Origin of the sequence: Citrobacter sp. 21OH12SH02A-Citro (genome assembly GCF_027919895.1) — a bacterium.
Lineage (GTDB): Bacteria > Pseudomonadota > Gammaproteobacteria > Enterobacterales > Enterobacteriaceae > Citrobacter > Citrobacter braakii.
The window spans coordinates 440,563-463,504 of the sequence record NZ_CP114801.1 but is presented as its reverse complement, the minus strand read 5'-3'; the positions used below and the strand labels follow the sequence as shown (position 1 = coordinate 463,504).

Annotated in this window: 17 protein-coding genes, 3 tRNA genes and 4 rRNA genes; 11 read left to right on the top strand and 13 right to left on the bottom strand. The window is 50.8% G+C overall.

Annotated elements, in window-relative coordinates; all coding sequences use genetic code 11:
- The first annotated feature begins 6 nt into the window (after positions 1–6).
- From O6D90_RS02300 to O6D90_RS02275, 6 genes are all read left to right on the top strand, one after another.
- On the top strand, positions 7–3,120 hold the full coding sequence (locus tag O6D90_RS02300) for an efflux RND transporter permease subunit (RefSeq protein ID WP_016157598.1): 3,114 nt from the start codon (positions 7–9) through the stop codon (positions 3,118–3,120).
- Between the two features lie 272 nt (positions 3,121–3,392).
- On the top strand, positions 3,393–3,614 hold the full coding sequence (locus O6D90_RS02295; protein WP_003025292.1) for a lipoprotein: 222 nt from the start codon (positions 3,393–3,395) through the stop codon (positions 3,612–3,614).
- A gap of 460 nt (positions 3,615–4,074) precedes the next feature.
- A complete protein-coding gene (locus tag O6D90_RS02290; protein ID WP_003025295.1) occupies positions 4,075–5,100 on the top strand; it encodes an amino acid ABC transporter substrate-binding protein in 1,026 nt (341 codons plus the stop codon).
- Positions 5,101–5,169: 69 nt separating this feature from the next.
- Positions 5,170–6,351 carry an amino acid ABC transporter permease gene (locus O6D90_RS02285; RefSeq protein ID WP_016157599.1) on the top strand — a complete coding sequence of 394 codons (1,182 nt, stop codon included), beginning with the start codon at positions 5,170–5,172 and terminating at the stop codon, positions 6,349–6,351.
- Positions 6,352–6,360: 9 nt separating this feature from the next.
- Positions 6,361–7,464: an amino acid ABC transporter permease gene (locus tag O6D90_RS02280; RefSeq protein WP_016157600.1), complete on the top strand. Its 1,104-nt coding sequence runs from the start codon at positions 6,361–6,363 to the stop codon at positions 7,462–7,464.
- A 7-nt stretch (positions 7,465–7,471) separates the two neighbouring features.
- Positions 7,472–8,230, top strand: coding sequence for an amino acid ABC transporter ATP-binding protein (locus tag O6D90_RS02275; protein ID WP_016154732.1), 759 nt, complete (start codon positions 7,472–7,474; stop codon positions 8,228–8,230).
- Between the two features lie 84 nt (positions 8,231–8,314).
- Here O6D90_RS02275 and rrf (O6D90_RS02270) read toward each other — a convergent pair.
- The 7 genes from rrf (O6D90_RS02270) to O6D90_RS02240 form a co-directional block, all read right to left on the bottom strand.
- Positions 8,315–8,430, bottom strand: a 5S ribosomal RNA gene (gene rrf / locus O6D90_RS02270).
- A 38-nt stretch (positions 8,431–8,468) separates the two neighbouring features.
- Positions 8,469–8,544, bottom strand: a tRNA-Thr gene (locus tag O6D90_RS02265).
- Positions 8,545–8,558: 14 nt separating this feature from the next.
- A 5S ribosomal RNA gene (rrf, locus tag O6D90_RS02260) occupies positions 8,559–8,674 on the bottom strand.
- 96 nt (positions 8,675–8,770) lie between these two features.
- Positions 8,771–11,677 (bottom strand): 23S ribosomal RNA (locus O6D90_RS02255).
- A 207-nt stretch (positions 11,678–11,884) separates the two neighbouring features.
- Positions 11,885–11,960 (bottom strand) — tRNA-Ala (locus O6D90_RS02250).
- A 108-nt stretch (positions 11,961–12,068) separates the two neighbouring features.
- Positions 12,069–12,145 (bottom strand) — tRNA-Ile (locus O6D90_RS02245).
- Positions 12,146–12,216: 71 nt separating this feature from the next.
- Positions 12,217–13,758, bottom strand: a 16S ribosomal RNA gene (locus O6D90_RS02240).
- The 16S, 23S and 5S rRNA genes sit together here with 3 tRNA genes alongside, the layout of an rRNA operon.
- 469 nt (positions 13,759–14,227) lie before the next feature.
- Between O6D90_RS02240 and O6D90_RS02235 the strand changes: the two genes are divergently transcribed.
- Positions 14,228–14,782 carry a gamma carbonic anhydrase family protein gene (locus O6D90_RS02235; protein ID WP_016154733.1) on the top strand — a complete coding sequence of 185 codons (555 nt, stop codon included), beginning with the start codon at positions 14,228–14,230 and terminating at the stop codon, positions 14,780–14,782.
- Here O6D90_RS02235 and O6D90_RS02230 read toward each other — a convergent pair.
- Genes O6D90_RS02230 through dprA form a run of 6 tightly spaced genes read right to left on the bottom strand, consistent with a single transcriptional unit; the run spans position 14,758 to position 18,550 of the window.
- Complete coding sequence (locus O6D90_RS02230) at positions 14,758–15,015, bottom strand: DUF1488 domain-containing protein (protein ID WP_016154734.1); 258 nt, start codon at positions 15,013–15,015, stop codon at positions 14,758–14,760. The two genes, O6D90_RS02235 and O6D90_RS02230, sit on opposite strands and share 25 nt — an antisense overlap.
- On the bottom strand, positions 15,012–15,833 hold the full coding sequence (aroE, locus tag O6D90_RS02225; RefSeq protein ID WP_016154735.1) for a shikimate dehydrogenase: 822 nt from the start codon (positions 15,831–15,833) through the stop codon (positions 15,012–15,014). Before aroE ends, O6D90_RS02230 begins: the two co-directional genes overlap by 4 nt.
- Before the next feature lies 1 nt (position 15,834).
- Positions 15,835–16,407, bottom strand: a complete 573-nt coding sequence (tsaC, locus tag O6D90_RS02220; protein ID WP_016157601.1) for an L-threonylcarbamoyladenylate synthase type 1 TsaC — start codon at positions 16,405–16,407, stop codon at positions 15,835–15,837.
- Positions 16,408–16,411: 4 nt separating this feature from the next.
- A complete protein-coding gene (locus tag O6D90_RS02215) occupies positions 16,412–16,954 on the bottom strand; it encodes a DNA topoisomerase family protein (protein WP_016154737.1) in 543 nt (180 codons plus the stop codon).
- A 26-nt stretch (positions 16,955–16,980) separates the two neighbouring features.
- Positions 16,981–17,454: a DUF494 family protein Smg gene (gene smg / locus O6D90_RS02210; RefSeq protein ID WP_003031162.1), complete on the bottom strand. Its 474-nt coding sequence runs from the start codon at positions 17,452–17,454 to the stop codon at positions 16,981–16,983.
- Positions 17,426–18,550: a DNA-protecting protein DprA gene (gene dprA / locus O6D90_RS02205; RefSeq protein WP_016157602.1), complete on the bottom strand. Its 1,125-nt coding sequence runs from the start codon at positions 18,548–18,550 to the stop codon at positions 17,426–17,428. The genes smg and dprA overlap by 29 nt, the downstream gene beginning before the upstream one ends.
- A gap of 129 nt (positions 18,551–18,679) precedes the next feature.
- Here dprA and def point away from each other — a divergent pair, with 129 nt between their 5' ends.
- From def to trkA, 4 genes are read left to right on the top strand one after another with little or no spacing between them, the layout of a single operon-like run.
- Positions 18,680–19,189, top strand: a complete 510-nt coding sequence (gene def, locus O6D90_RS02200) for a peptide deformylase (RefSeq protein ID WP_003031159.1) — start codon at positions 18,680–18,682, stop codon at positions 19,187–19,189.
- A 14-nt stretch (positions 19,190–19,203) separates the two neighbouring features.
- Complete coding sequence (fmt, locus tag O6D90_RS02195; RefSeq protein ID WP_016157603.1) at positions 19,204–20,151, top strand: methionyl-tRNA formyltransferase; 948 nt, start codon at positions 19,204–19,206, stop codon at positions 20,149–20,151.
- A 51-nt stretch (positions 20,152–20,202) separates the two neighbouring features.
- Positions 20,203–21,492 carry a 16S rRNA (cytosine(967)-C(5))-methyltransferase RsmB gene (gene rsmB, locus O6D90_RS02190; RefSeq protein ID WP_271143244.1) on the top strand — a complete coding sequence of 430 codons (1,290 nt, stop codon included), beginning with the start codon at positions 20,203–20,205 and terminating at the stop codon, positions 21,490–21,492.
- A 21-nt stretch (positions 21,493–21,513) separates the two neighbouring features.
- Positions 21,514–22,890 carry a Trk system potassium transporter TrkA gene (trkA, locus tag O6D90_RS02185; RefSeq protein ID WP_003031153.1) on the top strand — a complete coding sequence of 459 codons (1,377 nt, stop codon included), beginning with the start codon at positions 21,514–21,516 and terminating at the stop codon, positions 22,888–22,890.
- The last annotated feature ends 52 nt before the right edge of the window (positions 22,891–22,942 follow it).

Sequence of the window (22,942 nt, the reverse complement as noted above, 5' to 3'; positions counted from 1 at the left end):
CCGGACATGGCTAACTTTTTTATCAATCGCCCTATTTTTGCCTGGGTTCTGGCCATCATTCTGATGATGGCAGGGGCTCTGGCAATCATGCAACTGCCCGTTGCACAGTATCCGACCATTGCACCTCCTGCGGTCGCTATTTCTGCCACCTACCCAGGTGCGGATGCGCAGACAGTACAAGACACGGTTACGCAGGTTATCGAACAGAATATGAACGGTATCGATAACCTGATGTATATGTCCTCCACCAGCGATTCCTCCGGGAGCGTCACCATTACTCTGACTTTTGAGTCGGGTACTGACCCGGATATCGCACAGGTCCAGGTGCAAAACAAATTACAGTTAGCGATGCCCTTACTGCCACAGGAAGTACAGCAGCAGGGGATCAGCGTCGAGAAATCCAGTAGCGGTTTCCTGATGGTGGCGGGTTTTGTCTCCGATAATAACAATCTGACGCAGGATGATATTTCCGACTATGTGGCGTCTAACGTTAAAGACGCAATAAGCCGAACAGCAGGTGTCGGCGATGTCCAGATGTTTGGTGCACAGTACGCAATGCGCATCTGGCTCGACAGCAACGCAATGAACAAATATCAGTTGACTCCGCTGGACGTTATCAATCAACTGAGAACGCAAAACAATCAGATTGCCGCAGGCCAACTGGGAGGCGCACCATCCGTCCAGGGTCAACAACTTAATGCCTCCATTATCGCTCAGACACGCCTGAAAACGCCGGAAGAGTTTGGCCGCATAACGCTGAAGGTGGGCCAGGATGGCTCAATGGTTCACCTCAGAGATGTAGCCCGCATCGAACTCGGCGGCGAAAACTATAACATGGTGACGAAAATTAATGGTCAGCCTGCAACAGGCCTGGGCATTAAGCTGGCGACCGGTGCAAACGCGCTGGATACTGCCGCAGGCGTCAAAGCAAAGCTGGCTGAGTTACAACCTTTCTTCCCGCAAGGTTTGCAAGTGGTTTACCCCTATGACACTACACCATTTGTAAAAATCTCGATTAACGAGGTGGTGAAAACGCTGTTTGAAGCCATCATCCTCGTCTTCCTGGTGATGTACCTGTTCCTGCAAAATCTGCGCGCCACGCTGATTCCAACTATCGCAGTGCCTGTCGTGCTGTTGGGAACATTCGCGATCCTCGCCGCATTCGGATTCTCCATCAACACGCTAACGATGTTCGGAATGGTGCTGGCCATCGGCCTGCTGGTCGATGACGCCATCGTGGTAGTAGAAAACGTCGAACGCGTCATGGCGGAAGAGAAACTGCCGCCCAAAGAGGCGACGCAGAAATCCATGGTCCAGATCCAGGGCGCACTGGTCGGGATCGCGATGGTGCTCTCGGCGGTATTTATCCCCATGGCGTTCTTTGGCGGCTCGACCGGCGCCATTTACCGCCAGTTCTCTCTGACCATTGTTTCAGCGATGGCGCTTTCTGTTCTGGTCGCCCTCATTCTTACGCCAGCGCTTTGTGCAACGCTGCTAAAACCCGTTTCCGCCGGACATGTTGAAAAGAAAGGCGGTTTTTTCGGATGGTTTAACGCCCTGTTCGATAAAAGCGTCGGGCATTACAGCAATAGTATCAGCGGTATTCTGCGCAAAACCGGACGCTACTTGTTGCTATATGTTCTTATCGTCGGCGGAATGGCTGTTCTGTTTTTACGCCTCCCTACCTCCTTCTTGCCCGAAGAGGATCAGGGGGTCTTTATGACAATGGTGCAACTTCCTGCCGGTGCGACACAGACGCGCACACAGCAGGTGCTGGATCAGATTCAGAATTACTACCTGAACCAGGAAAAAGCGAACGTAAAATCGGTGTTCACCGTTAATGGCTTCAGCTTTAGCGGCCAGGGACAGAACTCCGGTATCGTCTTTATTAGCCTCAAACCATGGGAAGAGCGTTCGGGCGATGAAAACGGCGTGACGGCTATCGTCGAACGTGCGACCAGGGCGTTCAGCCAGATTAAAGATGGACTGGTGTTCCCGTTCAACATGCCTGCCATTCTTGAACTGGGTACCGCGACCGGCTTTGATTTTCAGTTAATTGATCAGGCTAACCTCGGTCATACAGAACTGACGAAAGCCCGGAACCAGTTGCTGGGTATGGTGAGAGAACATCCGGATTTGCTGGTGCGCGTGCGCCCTAACGGTCTGGAAGATACCCCGCAATTTAAGCTGGATATTGATCAGGAAAAAGCCCAGGCGTTAGGCGTAAGTCTGTCGGATATAAACCAAACGATTTCCACGGCCCTTGGCGGCACCTATGTGAACGATTTTATCGATCATGGCCGAGTGAAAAAGGTATACGTTCAGGCTGACGCGCCGTTCCGTATGTTACCCAACGACATCAACAATCTCTACGTACGTAGTGGGAATGGTGAAATGGTGCCATTCTCTGCGTTCAGTTCGTCGCATTGGATTTATGGTTCACCTCGCCTGGAGCGTTACAACGGTATGCCATCAATGGAAATACTGGGAGAGGCCGCGCCGGGTCGAAGCACCGGTGAAGCCATGGCGCTCATGGAAAACCTGGCAGCACAGCTGCCAACCGGTATCGGCTATGACTGGACGGGGATGTCATATCAGGAACGGCTCTCCGGCAATCAGGCACCTGCGTTATACGCTATTTCGTTAATCGTCGTCTTCCTGTGTCTCGCCGCATTGTATGAGAGCTGGTCTATTCCATTTTCAGTCATGTTGGTTGTACCGCTCGGCGTGGTCGGTGCGCTTCTGGCGGCGTCCATACGCGGTCTGAATAACGACGTTTACTTCCAGGTAGGTCTGCTGACTACCATCGGTCTTTCCGCCAAAAACGCTATCCTTATCGTGGAGTTTGCCAAAGACCTGATGGATAAAGAAGGTAAAGGGTTGATTGAAGCCACACTGGAGGCGTCACGCATGCGTCTTCGTCCAATCCTGATGACATCCCTGGCGTTTATTCTGGGGGTTATGCCTCTGGTTATCAGCCACGGAGCGGGTAGCGGGGCACAGAATGCGGTTGGTACAGGCGTAATGGGAGGCATGCTGACCGCGACATTGTTGGCAATCTTCTTCGTCCCCGTCTTCTTCGTTGTCGTCAGACGGCGTTTTAGTCGGCGCAACGTTTAATTTGTAAAATAAAGGCGTCTTCGGACGCCTTTTTCACCCAAGATGCCCCTCTTTATTTATTAATAAGATAGCCATTTATTTCTAATAAACCCTTCCTGAAAAACTCGCCAATCACCTTTCTTTTTATCCATTATTTTTACAATCCACATGAATTGAGATTATTCCTCATGTCAGTATTTTTTTAAGAAGTGGTAAAATAATCGCCGAGTTCGCAGATGGCTTAGCGTTTGTCTTTGCTCAATTAGCGAAACGCTTATTTTTGAGGTAACACCATGAAAAGATTAATATCCGTTGCATTGCTTACCGCATTCCTGGCCGGCTGTGCACACGATTCTCCTTGCGTACCTGTATACGACGATCAGGGGCGCCTGGTTCATACCAATACCTGTATGAAAGGCACCACGCAGGATAACTGGGAAACAGCCGGTGCCATCGCCGGTGGCGCAGCAGCCGTTGCCGGGCTGACGCTTGGGATAGTCGCCCTGACCAAATAAATCTTCTTAAAAGCGCGGTGGGTACCGCGCTTTTTGCAATAAGAATTAAATCTTTATATAAGACAAAACGTTGGTATATAGCACTCAACGTATAATAAAATTATTATAGATTTGCCTCACATATCCACGATTTGAAATTAGCATTTTTTCAGTTCTTCGTAACAGCGCGCTTTCTTTTCATTATTCTCACGTCATCAATATTAACGTACGAAATCGTTATCACGCGTCCGGTTTGATTTTTAAATTTTTTGCGCCGAAATGTGGCTTACGTTTCAATTTTGCACCACTTCAGGGCGCTGCATTTATTTTTTCCTGTCTACACTCTGGATATTGCGTCGAATAATCGTGCGCAAAAACCTGGCACTACCTTTGCTTAAAAGAGTATGGCCATAGCCACAGACAGGTAAAAGACGTTTTCAGAACGTTTCCATAACAATAATTCCTCCACACAGGATGCTCTATGAAAAAGATGATAATAGCCAGCCTGGCTGCGGCCGGCGTGCTGCTTGCGGTTGCAAATCAGGCACATGCCGGCGCAACACTTGATGCCGTAAAGAAAAAAGGTTTTGTGCAGTGTGGGATCAGTGACGGGTTGCCTGGCTTTTCTTATGCCGATGCAAGCGGTAAGTTCTCAGGTATTGATGTCGACGTATGTCGTGGCGTTGCCTCCGCCGTATTTGGCGATGATAGCAAAGTAAAATATACCCCGCTCACCGCCAAGGAACGCTTTACCGCACTACAATCAGGTGAAGTCGACATGCTCTCTCGTAATACCACCTGGACCTCCTCTCGTGACGCAGGAATGGGAATGTCTTTCACTGGCGTAACGTATTACGACGGCATTGGTTTTCTTACCCACAATAAAGCGGGTCTCAAGAGTGCTAAAGAGCTGGATGGCGCAACGGTTTGTATCCAGGCAGGAACAGATACCGAACTGAACGTGGCTGACTACTTTAAAGCCAACAACATGAAGTACACCCCTGTCACTTTTGACCGCTCGGATGAATCAGCTAAAGCTCTGGAATCTGGACGCTGCGACACGCTGGCTTCCGACCAGTCTCAGTTGTACGCCCTGCGAATCAAGTTGAGTAATCCTGCGGAATGGATTGTCCTGCCAGAAGTTATTTCTAAAGAACCGCTGGGACCTGTTGTACGTCGTGGAGACGATGAGTGGTTCTCCATTGTTCGCTGGACGCTGTTCGCCATGCTGAATGCGGAAGAAATGGGCGTTAACTCGAAAAACGTCGATGAAAAAGCGGCTAATCCTGCAACGCCGGATATGGCACACCTGTTAGGCAAAGAAGGGGATTATGGTAAGGATCTGAAGCTTGATAACAAATGGGCTTACAACATTATCAAGCAGGTAGGTAACTACTCGGAGATCTTTGAGCGTAACGTGGGATCGGAAAGCCCACTGAAGATCAAACGTGGACAGAACAACCTCTGGAATAACGGTGGCATTCAATATGCGCCACCGGTGCGCTAATACGTAGTGATGTAACGGGCGCCGCGACTGCGGCGCTCAGTCCAGAGTCATAGTTACCGAGGTTTTCTTATGTTCCATCGCCGCTCAATCGTAAAAGGATCGTTATCCTTTTCTAACCCTGCGGTCCGCGCCTGGTTATTTCAAATACTTGCCGTCATTGCAGTCATCAGCATTGCGGTCTATCTCATCCATAACACGATAAATAACCTGAATAATAGCGGTATTACCTCGGGATTCTCTTTTCTCGATCGCAGCGCCGGATTTGGTATTGTCCAGCATCTGATCGATTACGAGCAAGGCGATACGTATGGCCGTGTTTTTATCGTTGGCCTGCTCAATACGCTATTGGTTTCTGCACTGTGCATTGTTTTTGCATCAATTCTCGGTTTCTTTCTCGGACTGGCACGCCTGTCAGATAACTGGTTATTACGAAAGCTCTCGACGATCTACATCGAAACGTTCCGCAATATACCGCCGCTGCTGCAGATCTTCTTTTGGTATTTCGCCGTATTACGTAACCTGCCCGGCCCACGTCAGGCCGTTAACGCGCTGGACTTGATGTTTCTGAGTAACCGGGGACTCTATATTCCGGCACCGCAAATAGGAGAAGGATTTTTTGCCTTTTGCGGCGCTGTAATTATCGCTATCGTCGTCACTATCGGGCTATTTCGCTACAACAGAATGCACCAGACTAAAACCGGTCAGCTACGCCGGACCTGGTCCACGGCTCTGGCGCTGATCGTGCTTTTACCGATGATCTCACAGTGGCTGTTTGGCGCAGCGCTTCACTGGGATATCCCCGCCCTTCGCGGTTTTAACTTCCGTGGCGGTATGGTGCTTATTCCCGAACTGGCTGCCCTGACGCTGGCGCTTTCAGTGTATACCTCGGCGTTTATTGCAGAAATTATTCGAGCGGGAATCCAGGCCGTTCCTTATGGCCAACATGAAGCAGCACGCTCGTTGGGTCTACCAAATCCGGTGACACTGCGCCAGGTGATCATCCCACAGGCGCTACGCGTCATCATTCCCCCATTAACCAGCCAGTATCTGAATATCGTCAAAAACTCCTCACTTGCGGCCGCTATTGGCTACCCGGATATGGTTTCACTGTTTGCCGGCACGGTACTCAATCAAACAGGGCAAGCCATTGAAACTATTGCTATCACGATGTCGGTGTACCTGATCATCAGCCTGAGCATTTCTCTGCTGATGAATATTTATAACCGCCGTATTGCACTGATTGAGCGCTAAGGAGCCATGATGACAAAAGCACTGCTGTCTCACCCCTCGCGTCAGAATAGTAACCCGGCAAGCCGCAGTCTACTCTGGATGCGTAAAAACCTGTTCTCCAGTTGGTCAAATAGCCTGCTCACGCTGCTGTGCGTTTGGCTGATTTGGTCATTTCTTCCGCCACTGCTGAACTGGGTATTCTTTCAGGCCAACTGGGTCGGTTCAACCCGCGCAGACTGCACCAAAGCTGGGGCTTGCTGGGTGTTCATTCATGAACGCTTTGGGCAATTCATGTATGGACTTTATCCCCACGATCAGCGCTGGCGCGTAAATCTGGCCCTGATCATTGGCCTGGCCTCTATCGTCCCTATGTTCTGGAAATCTATTCCCCACCGTGGCCGCTATATCGCCGTCTGGGCCGTCGTTTATCCCGTGGTGGTCTGGTGGTTGATGTACGGTGGTTTTTTCGGACTTGAGCGCGTAGAAACCCGACAGTGGGGCGGATTAACACTGACGCTTATCATTGCATCCGTGGGGATTGCGGGCGCGCTTCCGTGGGGTATTTTACTGGCGCTTGGACGCCGGTCTCATATGCCAGTCGTGCGGATTTTATCCGTCATTTTCATTGAGTTCTGGCGCGGTGTGCCGTTGATTACCGTCCTTTTTATGTCCTCGGTCATGCTTCCTCTGTTTATGTCCGAAGGGACCAGTATCGACAAACTTATCCGGGCGCTGGTCGGCGTGATTCTTTTCCAGTCGGCGTATGTCGCAGAAGTGGTTCGCGGAGGGTTACAGGCCCTACCAAAAGGTCAGTATGAAGCCGCTGAATCACTGGCGTTAGGGTACTGGAAAACGCAAGGGCTGGTCATTCTTCCGCAAGCCCTCAAGCTGGTTATTCCGGGTCTGGTTAACACGATTATCGCCCTGTTTAAGGATACCAGTCTGGTCATCATCATCGGCCTGTTTGATCTCTTCAGTAGCGTGCAGCAGGCAACTGTGGACCCTGCATGGTTGGGTATGTCGACGGAAGGATATGTTTTCGCTGCACTGATTTACTGGATCTTCTGTTTTAGCATGTCGCGTTACAGCCAACATCTGGAAAAACGTTTTAACACCGGGCGTACACCGCACTGAGGAATTTATGAGCCAATTATTAATGCCGTCTACCGACGCGATGATTACGCTGGAAAACGTCAACAAATGGTACGGACAGTTTCACGTCCTGAAAAACATCAACCTGAAGGTAAAGCAGGGAGAACGCATCGTATTATGCGGACCTTCCGGTTCGGGTAAATCGACAACTATCCGCTGTATCAACCATCTTGAAGAGCATCAGCAAGGACGTATTGTGGTGGATGGGATCGAACTCAATGAAGATATCCGCAATATTGAGCGCGTCAGACAAGAAGTTGGCATGGTTTTTCAGCACTTTAATCTCTTTCCTCATTTGACGGTCCTGCAAAACTGCACGCTGGCACCGATCTGGGTGCAAAAGATGCCAAAAAAAGAGGCTGAAGCTCTGGCAATGCACTACCTTGAGCGAGTTCGCATTGCTGAACATGCGCATAAATATCCTGGGCAAATCTCTGGTGGGCAGCAACAGCGCGTGGCCATTGCACGCTCGCTGTGCATGAAACCTAAAATTATGTTATTCGATGAACCCACATCAGCGTTGGATCCTGAAATGGTAAAAGAAGTGCTTGATACCATGATAGGTCTGGCACAATCAGGCATGACCATGCTGTGTGTTACCCATGAAATGGGCTTTGCCCGCACAGTGGCCGACCGGGTGATCTTTATGGATCTTGGCGAGATTGTTGAACAGGCAGCACCGGATGAGTTTTTTGCTCACCCCAAATCTGAACGCACTCGTGCGTTTTTGTCGCAGGTTATCCATTAAAGCCATGCGCCGGATACAACCCGGCGTTTAACAGATAAAACAAAAGGCCCAGTCTTTCGACTAGGCCTTTTGTTTTTATTTGATGTCTGGCAGTTCCCTACTCTCGCATGGGGAGACCCCACACTACCATCGGCGCTACGGCGTTTCACTTCTGAGTTCGGCATGGGGTCAGGTGGGACCACCGCGCTACAGCCGCCAGACAAATTCTTTTCTAAGTGCCAAACTTTAACCGAAAAACTGGTGCTGATACCCAGAGTCGAACTGGGGACCTCACCCTTACCAAGGGTGCGCTCTACCAACTGAGCCATATCAGCACACTAAATTTGATGCCTGGCAGTTCCCTACTCTCGCATGGGGAGACCCCACACTACCATCGGCGCTACGGCGTTTCACTTCTGAGTTCGGCATGGGGTCAGGTGGGACCACCGCGCTACAGCCGCCAGGCAAATTCTGTCTATCAACACACCTCTCAGGTCTGTCGATGTAATCTGTAATCAAGCTGAATTTCGTGTCTCTTCGCCAAAACACCTTCGGCGTTGTAAGGTTAAGCCTCACGGTTCATTAGTATCGGTTAGCTCAACGTATCGCTACGCTTACACACCCGACCTATCAACGTCGTCGTCTTCAACGTTCCTTCAGGACCCTTAAAGGGTCAGGGAGAACTCATCTCGGGGCAAGTTTCGTGCTTAGATGCTTTCAGCACTTATCTCTTCCGCATTTAGCTACCGGGCAATGCCATTGGCATGACAACCCGAACACCAGTGATGCGTCCACTCCGGTCCTCTCGTACTAGGAGCAGCCCCCCTCAATTCTCCAGCGCCCACGGCAGATAGGGACCGAACTGTCTCACGACGTTCTAAACCCAGCTCGCGTACCACTTTAAATGGCGAACAGCCATACCCTTGGGACCTACTTCAGCCCCAGGATGTGATGAGCCGACATCGAGGTGCCAAACACCGCCGTCGATATGAACTCTTGGGCGGTATCAGCCTGTTATCCCCGGAGTACCTTTTATCCGTTGAGCGATGGCCCTTCCATTCAGAACCACCGGATCACTAAGACCTGCTTTCGCACCTGCTCGAGCCGTCACTCTCGCAGTCAAGCTAGCTTATGCCTTTGCACTAACCTCCTGATGTCCGACCAGGATTAGCTAACCTTCGTGCTCCTCCGTTACTCTTTAGGAGGAGACCGCCCCAGTCAAACTACCCACCAGACACTGTCCGCAACCCGGATCACGGGTCTACGTTAGAACACCAGCCATTAAAGGGTGGTATTTCAAGGTTGGCTCCATGCAGACTGGCGTCCACACTTCAAAGCCTCCCACCTATCCTACACATCAAGGACCAGTGTTCAGTGTCAAGCTATAGTAAAGGTTCACGGGGTCTTTCCGTCTTGCCGCGGGTACACTGCATCTTCACAGCGAGTTCAATTTCACTGAGTCTCGGGTGGAGACAGCCTGGCCATCATTACGCCATTCGTGCAGGTCGGAACTTACCCGACAAGGAATTTCGCTACCTTAGGACCGTTATAGTTACGGCCGCCGTTTACCGGGGCTTCGATCAAGAGCTTCTCCTTACGGATAACCCCATCAATTAACCTTCCGGCACCGGGCAGGCGTCACACCGTATACGTCCACTTTCGTGTTTGCACAGTGCTGTGTTTTTAATAAACAGTTGCAGCCAGCTGGTATCTTCGACTGATTTCAGCTCCATGAGTAAATCACTTCACCTACATATCAGCGTGCCTTCTCCCGAAGTTACGGCACCATTTTGCCTAGTTCCTTCACCCGAGTTCTCTCAAGCGCCTTGGTATTCTCTACCTGACCACCTGTGTCGGTTTGGGGTACGATTTTGTGTTACCTGATGCTTAGAGGCTTTTCCTGGAAGCAGGGCATTTGTTACTTCAGCACCGTAGTGCCTCGTCATCACACCTCAGCGTTAACAAGACTCCGGATTTACCTGGAATCTCCGCCTACATGCTTAAACCGGGACAACCGTCGCCCGGCTAACATAGCCTTCTCCGTCCCCCCCTCGCAGTAACACCAAGTACAGGAATATTAACCTGTTTCCCATCGACTACGCCTTTCGGCCTCGCCTTAGGGGTCGACTCACCCTGCCCCGATTAACGTTGGACAGGAACCCTTGGTCTTCCGGCGTGCGGGTTTTTCACCCGCATTATCGTTACTTATGTCAGCATTCGCACTTCTGATACCTCCAGCATGCCTCACAGCACACCTTCAACGGCTTACAGAACGCTCCCCTACCCAACAACACATAGTGTCGCTGCCGCAGCTTCGGTGCATGGTTTAGCCCCGTTACATCTTCCGCGCAGGCCGACTCGACCAGTGAGCTATTACGCTTTCTTTAAATGATGGCTGCTTCTAAGCCAACATCCTGGCTGTCTGTGCCTTCCCACATCGTTTCCCACTTAACCATGACTTTGGGACCTTAGCTGGCGGTCTGGGTTGTTTCCCTCTTCACGACGGACGTTAGCACCCGCCGTGTGTCTCCCGTGATAACATTCTTCGGTATTCGCAGTTTGCATCGGGTTGGTAAGTCGGGATGACCCCCTAGCCGAAACAGTGCTCTACCCCCGAAGATGAGTTCACGAGGCGCTACCTAAATAGCTTTCGGGGAGAACCAGCTATCTCCCGGTTTGATTGGCCTTTCACCCCCAGCCACAAGTCATCCGCTAATTTTTCAACATTAGTCGGTTCGGTCCTCCAGTTAGTGTTACCCAACCTTCAACCTGCCCATGGCTAGATCACCGGGTTTCGGGTCTATACCCTGCAACTTAACGCCCAGTTAAGACTCGGTTTCCCTTCGGCTCCCCTATTCGGTTAACCTTGCTACAGAATATAAGTCGCTGACCCATTATACAAAAGGTACGCAGTCACCCCATAAAGAGGCTCCCACTGCTTGTACGTACACGGTTTCAGGTTCTTTTTCACTCCCCTCGCCGGGGTTCTTTTCGCCTTTCCCTCACGGTACTGGTTCACTATCGGTCAGTCAGGAGTATTTAGCCTTGGAGGATGGTCCCCCCATATTCAGACAGGATACCACGTGTCCCGCCCTACTCTTCGAGTTCACAACACATGCACTTTTGTGTACGGGACTATCACCCTGTACCGTCGGACTTTCCAGACCGTTCCACTACCACACATGCTGATTCAGACTCTGGGCTGCTCCCCGTTCGCTCGCCGCTACTGGGGGAATCTCGGTTGATTTCTTTTCCTCGGGGTACTTAGATGTTTCAGTTCCCCCGGTTCGCTTCATTACGCTATGTATTCACGTAATGATAGTGTGACGAATCACACTGGGTTTCCCCATTCGGAAATCGCCGGTTATAACGGTTCATATCACCTTACCGACGCTTATCGCAGATTAGCACGTCCTTCATCGCCTCTGACTGCCAGGGCATCCACCGTGTACGCTTAGTCGCTTAACCTCACAACCCGAAGATGTTTCGTAAAACACTTCAGTGTTGCGAAAATTTGAGAGACTCGAACACACCGCTTTTCATTTCTTATTACGGAGAAATGAAACAGTGTGTCGTTTCAATTTTCAGCTTGATCCAGATTTTTAAAGAGCAAAACTTCGCAGTGAACCTTTTCAGGTACACTCTGAAGTTTTCTTGTTTTTTTGCAGTAAAGGATGGTGGAGCTATGCGGGATCGAACCGCAGACCTCCTGCGTGCAAGGCAGGCGCTCTCCCAGCTGAGCTATAGCCCCATCGTAGTTAAATCTCGTTTAACCTTAATTTCTGTTGAGGCAAGACGTGGTGACGCGAAGCATACTGAAGTATGTGAGCGTCGCCGCAACGCAGCATCAGCAGAAATTTGGTAGGCCTGAGTGGACTTGAACCACCGACCTCACCCTTATCAGGGGTGCGCTCTAACCACCTGAGCTACAAGCCTGCAGAGATTTTCTTACTGCTAATTTTCATCAGACAATCTGTGTGAGCACTACAAAGAACGTTTCTTTAAGGTAAGGAGGTGATCCAACCGCAGGTTCCCCTACGGTTACCTTGTTACGACTTCACCCCAGTCATGAATCACAAAGTGGTAAGCGCCCTCCCGAAGGTTAAGCTACCTACTTCTTTTGCAACCCACTCCCATGGTGTGACGGGCGGTGTGTACAAGGCCCGGGAACGTATTCACCGTGGCATTCTGATCCACGATTACTAGCGATTCCGACTTCATGGAGTCGAGTTGCAGACTCCAATCCGGACTACGACATACTTTATGAGGTCCGCTTGCTCTCGCGAGGTCGCTTCTCTTTGTATATGCCATTGTAGCACGTGTGTAGCCCTACTCGTAAGGGCCATGATGACTTGACGTCATCCCCACCTTCCTCCAGTTTATCACTGGCAGTCTCCTTTGAGTTCCCGGCCGAACCGCTGGCAACAAAGGATAAGGGTTGCGCTCGTTGCGGGACTTAACCCAACATTTCACAACACGAGCTGACGACAGCCATGCAGCACCTGTCTCAGAGTTCCCGAAGGCACCAAAGCATCTCTGCTAAGTTCTCTGGATGTCAAGAGTAGGTAAGGTTCTTCGCGTTGCATCGAATTAAACCACATGCTCCACCGCTTGTGCGGGCCCCCGTCAATTCATTTGAGTTTTAACCTTGCGGCCGTACTCCCCAGGCGGTCGACTTAACGCGTTAGCTCCGGAAGCCACGCCTCAAGGGCACAACCTCCAAGTCGACATCGTTTACGGCGTGGACTACCAGGGTATCTAATCCTGTTTGCTCCCCACGCTTTCGCACCTGAGCGTCAGTCTTTGTCCAGGGGGCCGCCTTCGCCACCGGTATTCCTCCAGATCTCTACGCATTTCACCGCTACACCTGGAATTCTACCCCCCTCTACAAGACTCTAGCCTGCCAGTTTCGGATGCAGTTCCCAGGTTGAGCCCGGGGATTTCACATCCGACTTGACAGACCGCCTGCGTGCGCTTTACGCCCAGTAATTCCGATTAACGCTTGCACCCTCCGTATTACCGCGGCTGCTGGCACGGAGTTAGCCGGTGCTTCTTCTGCGAGTAACGTCAATCACTGCGGTTATTAACCACAATGCCTTCCTCCTCGCTGAAAGTACTTTACAACCCGAAGGCCTTCTTCATACACGCGGCATGGCTGCATCAGGCTTGCGCCCATTGTGCAATATTCCCCACTGCTGCCTCCCGTAGGAGTCTGGACCGTGTCTCAGTTCCAGTGTGGCTGGTCATCCTCTCAGACCAGCTAGGGATCGTCACCTAGGTGAGCCGTTACCCCACCTACTAGCTAATCCCATCTGGGCACATCCGATGGCAAGAGGCCCGAAGGTCCCCCTCTTTGGTCTTGCGACGTTATGCGGTATTAGCTACCGTTTCCAGTAGTTATCCCCCTCCATCGGGCAGTTTCCCAGACATTACTCACCCGTCCGCCACTCGTCACCCAAGGAGCAAGCTCCTCTGTGCTACCGTTCGACTTGCATGTGTTAGGCCTGCCGCCAGCGTTCAATCTGAGCCATGATCAAACTCTTCAATTTAAGTTTGATGCTCGTGAATTAAACTTCGTAATGAATTACGTGTTCACTCAGAGACTTGGTATTCATTTTTCGTCTTGCGACGTTAAGAATCCGTATCTTCGAGTGCCCACACAGATTGTCTGATAAATTGTTAAAGAGCAGGTGCGACGCGCTTTAGCGCTCTGTCGCGAGGTGGCGTATATTACGCTTTCCTCTTTCAGAGTCAACCCTCATTTTCAGGTTTTTCTCTTCAACCGAACCGGCTGTTTGCGTGAAGTGATTCACATCCGCCGTGTCGATGGAGGCGCATTATAGGGATCCCATTTTTTAGCACAAGTATTTTTTGGATCTTTTTTGCTGAGTGCTTGTTTTTCACCCCTTTCGCTATATTCCTGCGCAATTTGGCTGATTTTTGATAGCTAAATCACTTGCACAGTCTCAATAATCCAACCAAAGTCTTCATTACTGCTCTATTTTCATTGAGGTAAACATGTCTGATGTATTACGTCCTTATAAGGATCTTTTCCCACAGATCGGAAAACGCGTGATGATCGACACCAGTAGCGTCGTCATTGGTGATACTCGTTTGGCTGATGACGTCGGGATTTGGCCGTTGGTTGCGATTCGTGGCGACGTCAACTATGTACAAATCGGCGCCCGTACAAACATTCAGGACGGCAGCGTTCTCCATGTCACACATAAATCCACATCTAATCCGCAAGGTAATCCATTGATCGTGGGTGAGGATGTGACGGTCGGTCATAAAGTCATGCTACACGGCTGCATCGTTGGCAACCGCGTATTGGTCGGTATGGGATCAATTTTACTGGACGGCGTAGTGGTAGAAGACGACGTTATGATTGGGGCAGGAAGCCTGGTGCCGCAAAACAAACGCCTGGAGAGTGGATATCTGTACCTGGGTAGTCCGGTTAAACAGATCCGGCCATTAAGTGACGAAGAGAAAGCAGGCTTAAAATACTCTGCTAACAACTACGTTAAATGGAAAGATGAGTATTTAAATCAGAGTAACCAAACCCAACCCTGAGAGTCTTCCTGCTGGTCCTGGATCAATGCTTCGGCCTCTTCTTCCAGGTCCCAGCGATGCTGTTGAAAGGTTTCCAGGCATTGTTCAGGCGTGCAACCGCCAAAGCGGGACGCCAACGTTTCTCCTGATATAGCACATGTTAACTGCATACCATGGACCAACGCCGGGAAAACAACGGCGCTAATATCCGTCCGCCATTCTTCTCGATCGGGAAACTGGATCGCCTGATTCATGCCGACATTTCCTGTTGCATGCTTTTGATGACGGGCTCAATCTGTGGCAATACACCATGCCAGAGTAAAACGGCGTGCGCTGCTTGTCCCACCAGCATCCCCAGACCATCGGCATACTGTTTCGCCCCATGTTCAGCACACCAGGAAAGGAACGGTGTATTCCCTTGCTGATAAAACATGTCATAGCAATAGACAGATGAGTGAATAAGCGATGTCGGAATGGCTGGTACCTCACCGCTAATTCCGCTGGATGTCGCATTAATAATTAAATCAAAACTGTAATTATCAAGCTCGTCCATACCCACCGCCTGCACGCTGCCGGTATGGGAGAAGATTTGTGCCAGTTCTTCTGCGCGCGAAGCAGTACGGTTAACGATGGTTACCGCACAATCCAGAGAAAGAAGAGGTAATAAAACCCCACGGGATGCGCCACCGGCACCAATCAACAGAACTCGCGATCCGGGGCGAATGAAAGATAAACGTTCAAGATCGCTTAATAAGCCGATACCATCCGTGTTATCTCCCAGTAAACGCCCATCCTCAAGTCGTTTAAGAGTGTTGACCGCTCCAGCAAGCGATGCCCGCTCCGTTAATTCATCGGCACGCGCAAACGCCTCTTCCTTAAAAGGCACAGTGACATTTGCCCCCTTCCCGCCCTCAGCAAAAAAGGCATTCAGCGTATTCACAAAATCATTGATAGGTGCCAGTACACGTCCATAGGAATGATCAATTTTCAACTGCTCTGCAAATTGCTGATGAATAAAGGGCGATTTACTGTGCGCTATCGGATTACCAAAAACAGCATAGGCTTCTTTCATATTACCCCTGTCGAAACTGTTCACCGGTCAGAGCATCACGGATCTCCGAAGGATTCAAACGCCCTCCGGTCTCCCCTTCAACTACGGGAAAGTCTGTACCAAACTGCGCGCGGACTTCCTCTACCGTTCTGCAAGGCGGAAAGCCACTCAAATTAGCACTGGTGGAGACTAACGGTTTGCCATAAGCCTGGCACAATGCAACCACCAGCGGATGATCGGTGACTCGCACGGCCAGCGAGTCAAAACGACCGGTCAACCAACGAGGCGTAGTCGCGGGCGCAGGGAAAACGAAGGTGACAGGACCAGGCCAGCGAGCGAACACGGCCTCACGTTGAGCATCTGTAAGCGTGCTATCGTCAATATAGGGCTTAAGCTGGTCAAAATTAGCCGCAATCAAAATTAAGCCTTTATCGACTGGGCGTTGTTTTAGCTCCAACAGACGGGTAACAGCCGTTTCGCTGTCGGGATCGCAGCCGACACCAAATACAGCTTCTGTTGGATAGGCGATGACTTTTTCTTGTTTCAGAACCGCTATCGCAGCAGCGATAGGGCCTGTGGGCAGGTTATTATTCACTTTTTTATTCCGCCGAGAACGGCTTTCCACATTGTTTACTGGCACAGAAATGCTTCACACCCTGCGCGGTTTTCTTTTCGATGAGTAGCGGATAATGGCACTCAGGACACTCTCCGGCTAACGGTTTGAAGTTAATGACAAACTGGCACTCCGGATAGCGATCGCAGGAGTAAAATGTTTTGCCATAACGGGAACGCCGCTGGACCAGGTGGCCAGTCTGGCATTGAGGACAGACTATTGCTGTTTCATCTGGCTTGTCGATAAGTTCGGTGTGTTCACACGTTGGATAATCGCTGCATCCAATAAACATCCCGAATCTTCCCTGTCTCAGCACCAGCTCGGCGCCACATGCAGGACAAAGCTTACCCTCCAGAACTTTGACAATATGTCCGTCCGCGGAAGATTTCAACGGACGGATGTAATCGCATTCTGGATAGTGTGAACAACCGAGAAACGGACCGTGCTTCCCGGAACGAATAACCAGTTCAGCCCCGCATTGTGGGCAGGGCTCGTTTTTACGCACCGTAAACAGTGCTGATTTAGCCATAACAACTCATACTGAATGAAGATTGATTAATGCAGCATACCTTCATTCACTTCAAAGAGTAATTCTTCCATTTGCTGATAGGCATTTTCACAACCTGGAATATTGAAAAGCACCATCAGGATCACCCACTTCAGGTCTTCCAGATCGAACTCTGCCGTATCCAGCGCGAGTACGCGCTCAATGACCATTTCTCGTGTTTCGAGGTTTAGCACCTGAATCTGTTCCAGGAATAGCAGGAACCCTCTACAGCTTGCATCCAGTCGATCGCACTCTTCTGCGGTATAAATACGTATAGAAAGAGGATCAGATGCCAGCTGCATAGGTTCGGCAAGACCATCCTGATAATCAGCAAGCTTTTCCAGCCAAAGTAACGCGTTGTAGATGTCTTCACGATCAAAACCAGCGTCGGTAAGATCCCGTTCCAGTTTGTCCTGATCCACACGCAGCTCAGCTTCGTTATGGATATATGTCTCAAACAAATACATTAGTACGTCGAACATGGCATGCCCTCCTCAATCGGACATAGCCGCCGGGTACAGCTGCGATCCATCCTGCTAACTCCAGTTCGAGCAGTTGAGCCACTACCTCTGGCACAGGTTGGCCGGCACGTTCAGCGACGACGTCAACAGGTGTTACCTCATCTCCTACGTTAGCCAGGAGCTCCGGAAATGGCAATGCCACCTCTTCGTGATCTGGCGAATAAATTGATTTTTCAGGTTCATCTGGCAACCATTGCAGCCCATATTGCAAATTTTCCAGAATTTCTTCTGGGGCCGTCACAAGCGTGGCTCCCTGCTGAATAAGCCAATGTGGACCTTCACTTCCCGGACTCCCAATCGGTCCAGGCAACGCAAAAACCTCCCGCCCTTGTTCCAGTGCGCAACGCGCAGTGACCAGTGACCCGCTACGCTGAGCAGCTTCTACAACCAGGACTCCTTTACTTAGACCACTAATAATGCGATTTCGTCGGGGAAAATTGCGCGGCAAAGGAAGCGTATCTAATGGGAACTCAGACACCAGTGCGCCTCCAGCCTCAATCAGTCGTTTAGCCAGACGGACATGCTGTCGTGGATGAATGGTCTCAAGCCCATTTCCCAGCACCGCAATACTCGTGCCCTCTCGGTTTATCGCAGCATTGTGCGCCACACCATCAATCCCCCGGGCCAGGCCGCTGGTGATCGTCACGCCGCATGCTGCAAGCTTTTCACAAAACAGCCGCCCCCAGCGTTCGCCATACCAGGAGTGCTGTCGGCTACCGACGACGGCAACCTGAAACGAGCTAAGGCATATGGGATTTCCTGCAACAAAAAGCACCCCAGGATAATCCTCAATTGCACGGAGCTGTGCCGGATAATGCTCGCTGTCGGCAACCACAAAATGATGGTTGAGCTGTTCAAGCCAGCGCAGCGTTTTTTCCAGCGTCTGATCTGGAAAGGTTAAAAAGCGCCGGGCCTGGCGGGGAGAGAGTCCAGCATGATGAAGTACCACGTTGTTAATACACGGCTGAGTATTGAGCCAGTGGGCAACGCGCACCATCTCATCACCATACAGTTCATTCACTTGTGCTAAACGTAGCCAAATCTCGATTTTGGTCATCCCTGTTCCCCTGCCACAAGCAGTCCTGGCAATCTTTGCGATTGGTCACTGATGCTGTCAATCAGAGGGGGTTTTGTCTAGAATAGAGGTAATAATCTTTTCAACTCCTGAACACAACTCTGGATAACTATGTCAGTTTTGCAAGTGTTACATATTCCGGACGAGCGCCTTCGCAAAGTCGCAAAACCGGTCGAAGAAGTGAATGCAGAAATTCAGCGTATCGTTGATGATATGTTCGAAACGATGTACGCCGAAGAAGGTATCGGTCTGGCAGCAACTCAGGTCGATATTCATCAGCGCATCATTGTTATTGATGTCTCTGAAAATCGCGACGAGCAGTTGGTACTCATTAACCCAGAGCTGCTGGAAAAAGACGGCGAAACAGGTATTGAAGAAGGCTGCCTGTCTATTCCCGAACAGCGTGCGTTAGTACCGCGCGCAGAGAAAGTAAAAATTCGTGCGCTCGATCGCAACGGCAAATCTTTTGAACTGGAAGCCGATGGCCTGCTGGCTATCTGCATTCAACATGAAATGGATCACCTGGTCGGTAAACTGTTTATCGATTATCTGTCTCCGTTGAAGCAACAACGCATTCGTCAGAAAGTTGAAAAACTCGACCGCCTGAACGCCCGAGCTTAAGGACAAGAATCAACGTGTCAGACTCACTACGTATTATTTTTGCGGGTACACCTGACTTTGCAGCGCGTCATCTCGACGCGCTGTTGTCTTCTGGACATAACGTCGTTGGCGTGTTTACCCAACCGGACCGTCCGGCGGGACGCGGTAAAAAGCTGATGCCCAGCCCGGTAAAAGTGCTGGCGGAAGAAAAAGGGATACCGGTTTTCCAACCCGTCTCTCTTCGTCCTCAGGAAAACCAGCAGCTGGTTGCTGATTTACGCGCAGACGTGATGGTAGTGGTAGCATATGGCCTGATACTGCCAAAAGCCGTACTGGAAATGCCGCGTCTGGGTTGTATCAACGTTCACGGTTCCCTGCTTCCACGCTGGCGTGGCGCAGCCCCAATCCAGCGCTCACTGTGGGCAGGCGACGCCGAAACTGGTGTGACCATCATGCAGATGGATGTTGGCCTCGACACCGGTGATATGCTGCTTAAGCTGTCCTGCCCGATAACTGCAGAAGATACCAGCGGTTCGTTATACGATAAGCTGGCAGATTTAGGACCTCAGGGGCTGATTGAAACGCTAAAACAGCTGGCGGCTGGCACCATAAAACCCGTTGTACAAGATGAATCACTGGTTACGCATGCAGAAAAACTCAGCAAAGAAGAGGCCCGTATCGACTGGTCGCTTTCAGCCGCTCAGTTGGAACGCTGCATCCGCGCCTTTAACCCGTGGCCAATGAGCTGGCTTGAAATCGACGGCCAGCCAGTGAAAGTCTGGCAAGCTACGGTTATTACAGCGAACACACAGGTCGCACCAGGCACTATTCTTGAGGCGACAAAACAGGGTATCCAGGTCGCAACGGGCGACGGCATCCTGAATCTCGTCTCTTTGCAACCTGCCGGTAAAAAAGCCATGAGCGCGCAGGATCTGCTTAATTCGCGCCGGGAATGGTTTGTACCCGGTAACCGTCTGGTATGACGGTTCATCTCGTTAAGCCCGGTATCTCCGGGCATTTTTATTTTTGCGCTTATGAAAAAACATCTTAATTTACGCAGTATGGCGGCCCAGGCCGTCGAACAGGTTGTCGAAAAGGGACAATCATTAAGCAACGTGCTGCCCGCCATGCAGCAAAAAGCTGCCGATAAAGACAAAGCACTGTTGCAGGAGCTTTGCTTCGGCGTGTTGCGTACACTCTCCCAACTGGAGTGGATGATCCAGCAGTTGATGGAACGTCCAATGACGGGCAAACAGCGCACCGTTCACTATCTGATCATGGTGGGCTTCTACCAACTGCTGCATACTCGTATTCCACCGCATGCTGCTTTGGCAGAGACCGTAGAAGGCGCGGTCGTTATTAAGCGTCCGCAGCTTAAAGGGCTGATCAACGGCGTGCTGCGCCAGTTTCAGCGCCGTCAGGAAGAGCTGCTGGCTGAATTCTCTCAAAGCGATTTACGTTTCTTACACCCCTCCTGGCTGGTGAAACGTATTAAGACCGCTTATCCGCAGCAGTGGGGAGCCATTCTTGAAGCCAATAACCAGCGACCGCCGATGTGGTTACGTGTCAATCGTAATCATCATACGCGCGATGCCTGGCTGGACCTGCTGACCGAAGCGGGATTAACCGGTTTCCCGCATCCAGATTACCCGGATGCAGTGCGTCTGGAAACGCCAGCTCCTGTGCACGCCCTCCCTGGTTTTGATGAAGGCTGGGTAACCGTCCAGGATGCTTCCGCTCAAGGATGCATAAATTATCTGTTGCCGGAGGACGGTGAACAGATCCTCGACCTATGCTGTGCACCGGGGGGCAAAACCACTCACATTCTGGAAGTTGCTCCGCACGCTAACGTAATGGCTGTCGATGTTGATGAAAAACGCTTATCGCGCGTTTTCGACAATCTAAAACGTCTGGGTATGAAGGCAACCGTAAAACAGGGTGATGGCCGCTATCCACAGCAGTGGTGCGGTGAACAACAGTTTGACCGTATTTTGCTGGACGCTCCGTGTTCTGCCACCGGAGTGATCCGTCGCCATCCGGATATCAAATGGCTGCGTCGCGACCGGGATATTGCTGAACTTGCCCAGTTGCAGGCTGAAATCCTGAATGCAACCTGGCCACATCTTAAACCTGGCGGCACGCTGGTTTATGCAACCTGCTCTATCCTGCCAGAAGAAAACCAACAGCAAATTGCCGCCTTCCTTGCTCGCACGCCAGATGCGGTATTAAGCGTAACCGGTACGCCGGAAAAACCTGGACGTCAGAATTTACCGAGTGCGGAAGATGGTGATGGCTTCTTTTACGCTAAGCTAATCAAAAAGTGATGAGATAACGGGTCGCGACTGATGAAAATTATCATTCTGGGCGCAGGGCAAGTTGGCGGTACGCTGGCTGAAAACCTGGTCGGAGAGAACAACGATATCACGGTAGTCGATACCAATGGTGAGCGCCTACGTAGCCTACAGGACAAGTTTGATCTCCGTGTCGTGCAAGGGCATGGTTCGCATCCCCGCGTTCTACGTGAAGCCGGTGCCGACGATGCCGATATGCTGGTTGCCGTAACCAGCTCAGATGAAACAAATATGGTTGCCTGCCAGGTAGCTTATTCACTGTTTAACACGCCTAATCGTATCGCTCGTATTCGTTCACCGGATTACGTTCGTGATGCGGACAAGCTATTTCAATCTGATGCGGTGCCTATCGATCACCTGATTGCGCCTGAGCAACTGGTTATCGATAGCATTTATCGCCTGATTGAATATCCGGGCGCATTGCAGGTAGTGAATTTTGCCGAAGGAAAAGTCAGCCTGGCCGTGGTGAAAGCCTATTACGGTGGGCCGCTGATTGGTAATGCGCTGTCGACAATGCGTGAGCATATGCCGCACATCGATACCCGCGTTGCGGCGATTTTCCGTCATGACCGACCGATCCGTCCGCAAGGTTCTACCATTGTTGAAGCGGGTGATGAAGTTTTCTTCATCGCGGCCTCGCAGCATATTCGCGCCGTAATGAGCGAATTACAGCGTCTGGAAAAGCCTTACAAACGCATTATGTTAGTGGGCGGTGGGAATATTGGCGCGGGGCTGGCACGGCGACTAGAAAAAGATTACAGCGTCAAACTGATTGAACGTAATCAACAGCGCGCATCCGAGCTTGCAGAGAAACTGCAAAATACGATCGTCTTTTTTGGTGATGCCTCGGATCAAGAGCTGCTGGCGGAAGAACATATCGATCAGGTTGATCTGTTCATTGCGGTAACCAACGATGATGAAGCGAATATCATGTCGGCGATGCTTGCCAAACGGATGGGCGCCAAGAAAGTGATGGTGTTGATCCAACGCAGAGCATACGTCGATCTGGTGCAAGGCAGCGTGATCGATATTGCGATTTCACCGCAGCAGGCAACCATCTCTGCGCTGCTCAGTCATGTGCGTAAAGCGGATATTGTTGGTGTATCTTCACTGCGCCGTGGCGTCGCGGAAGCCATTGAAGCCGTTGCACACGGTGATGAAACAACGTCACGGGTTGTGGGTCGCTCAATTGATGAAATTAAACTTCCACCAGGAACCATTATTGGCGCCGTTGTGCGTGGTAACGATGTGATGATTGCCAATGATAACCTGCGTATTGAACAGGGCGATCACGTAATTATGTTCCTGACAGATAAAAAGTTTATTACCGACGTCGAGCGACTATTCCAGCCAAGTCCGTTCTTCCTGTAATAATTTGGGCGCTGAAACTGCGCCTAAATTATTTCCCTCTATTTTTCATGGT

What these genes read in the sequence shown, in the direction of transcription:
- O6D90_RS02230 (WP_016154734.1), bottom strand. Translation starts at nt 15,015, where the DNA reads ATGAATCAGGCGATCCAGTTTCCCGATCGAGAAGAATGGCGGACGGAT.
- dprA (WP_016157602.1), bottom strand. Translation starts at nt 18,550, where the DNA reads ATGACCAAAATCGAGATTTGGCTACGTTTAGCACAAGTGAATGAACTG.
- rsmB (WP_271143244.1), top strand. Translation starts at nt 20,203, where the DNA reads ATGAAAAAACATCTTAATTTACGCAGTATGGCGGCCCAGGCCGTCGAA.
- O6D90_RS02275 (WP_016154732.1), top strand. Translation starts at nt 7,472, where the DNA reads ATGAGCCAATTATTAATGCCGTCTACCGACGCGATGATTACGCTGGAA.
- def (WP_003031159.1), top strand. Translation starts at nt 18,680, where the DNA reads ATGTCAGTTTTGCAAGTGTTACATATTCCGGACGAGCGCCTTCGCAAA.
- O6D90_RS02285 (WP_016157599.1), top strand. Translation starts at nt 5,170, where the DNA reads ATGTTCCATCGCCGCTCAATCGTAAAAGGATCGTTATCCTTTTCTAAC.
- O6D90_RS02280 (WP_016157600.1), top strand. Translation starts at nt 6,361, where the DNA reads ATGACAAAAGCACTGCTGTCTCACCCCTCGCGTCAGAATAGTAACCCG.
- O6D90_RS02235 (WP_016154733.1), top strand. Translation starts at nt 14,228, where the DNA reads ATGTCTGATGTATTACGTCCTTATAAGGATCTTTTCCCACAGATCGGA.
- aroE (WP_016154735.1), bottom strand. Translation starts at nt 15,833, where the DNA reads ATGAAAGAAGCCTATGCTGTTTTTGGTAATCCGATAGCGCACAGTAAA.
- O6D90_RS02215 (WP_016154737.1), bottom strand. Translation starts at nt 16,954, where the DNA reads ATGGCTAAATCAGCACTGTTTACGGTGCGTAAAAACGAGCCCTGCCCA.
- O6D90_RS02290 (WP_003025295.1), top strand. Translation starts at nt 4,075, where the DNA reads ATGAAAAAGATGATAATAGCCAGCCTGGCTGCGGCCGGCGTGCTGCTT.
- O6D90_RS02300 (WP_016157598.1), top strand. Translation starts at nt 7, where the DNA reads ATGGCTAACTTTTTTATCAATCGCCCTATTTTTGCCTGGGTTCTGGCC.
- O6D90_RS02295 (WP_003025292.1), top strand. Translation starts at nt 3,393, where the DNA reads ATGAAAAGATTAATATCCGTTGCATTGCTTACCGCATTCCTGGCCGGC.
- trkA (WP_003031153.1), top strand. Translation starts at nt 21,514, where the DNA reads ATGAAAATTATCATTCTGGGCGCAGGGCAAGTTGGCGGTACGCTGGCT.
- smg (WP_003031162.1), bottom strand. Translation starts at nt 17,454, where the DNA reads ATGTTCGACGTACTAATGTATTTGTTTGAGACATATATCCATAACGAA.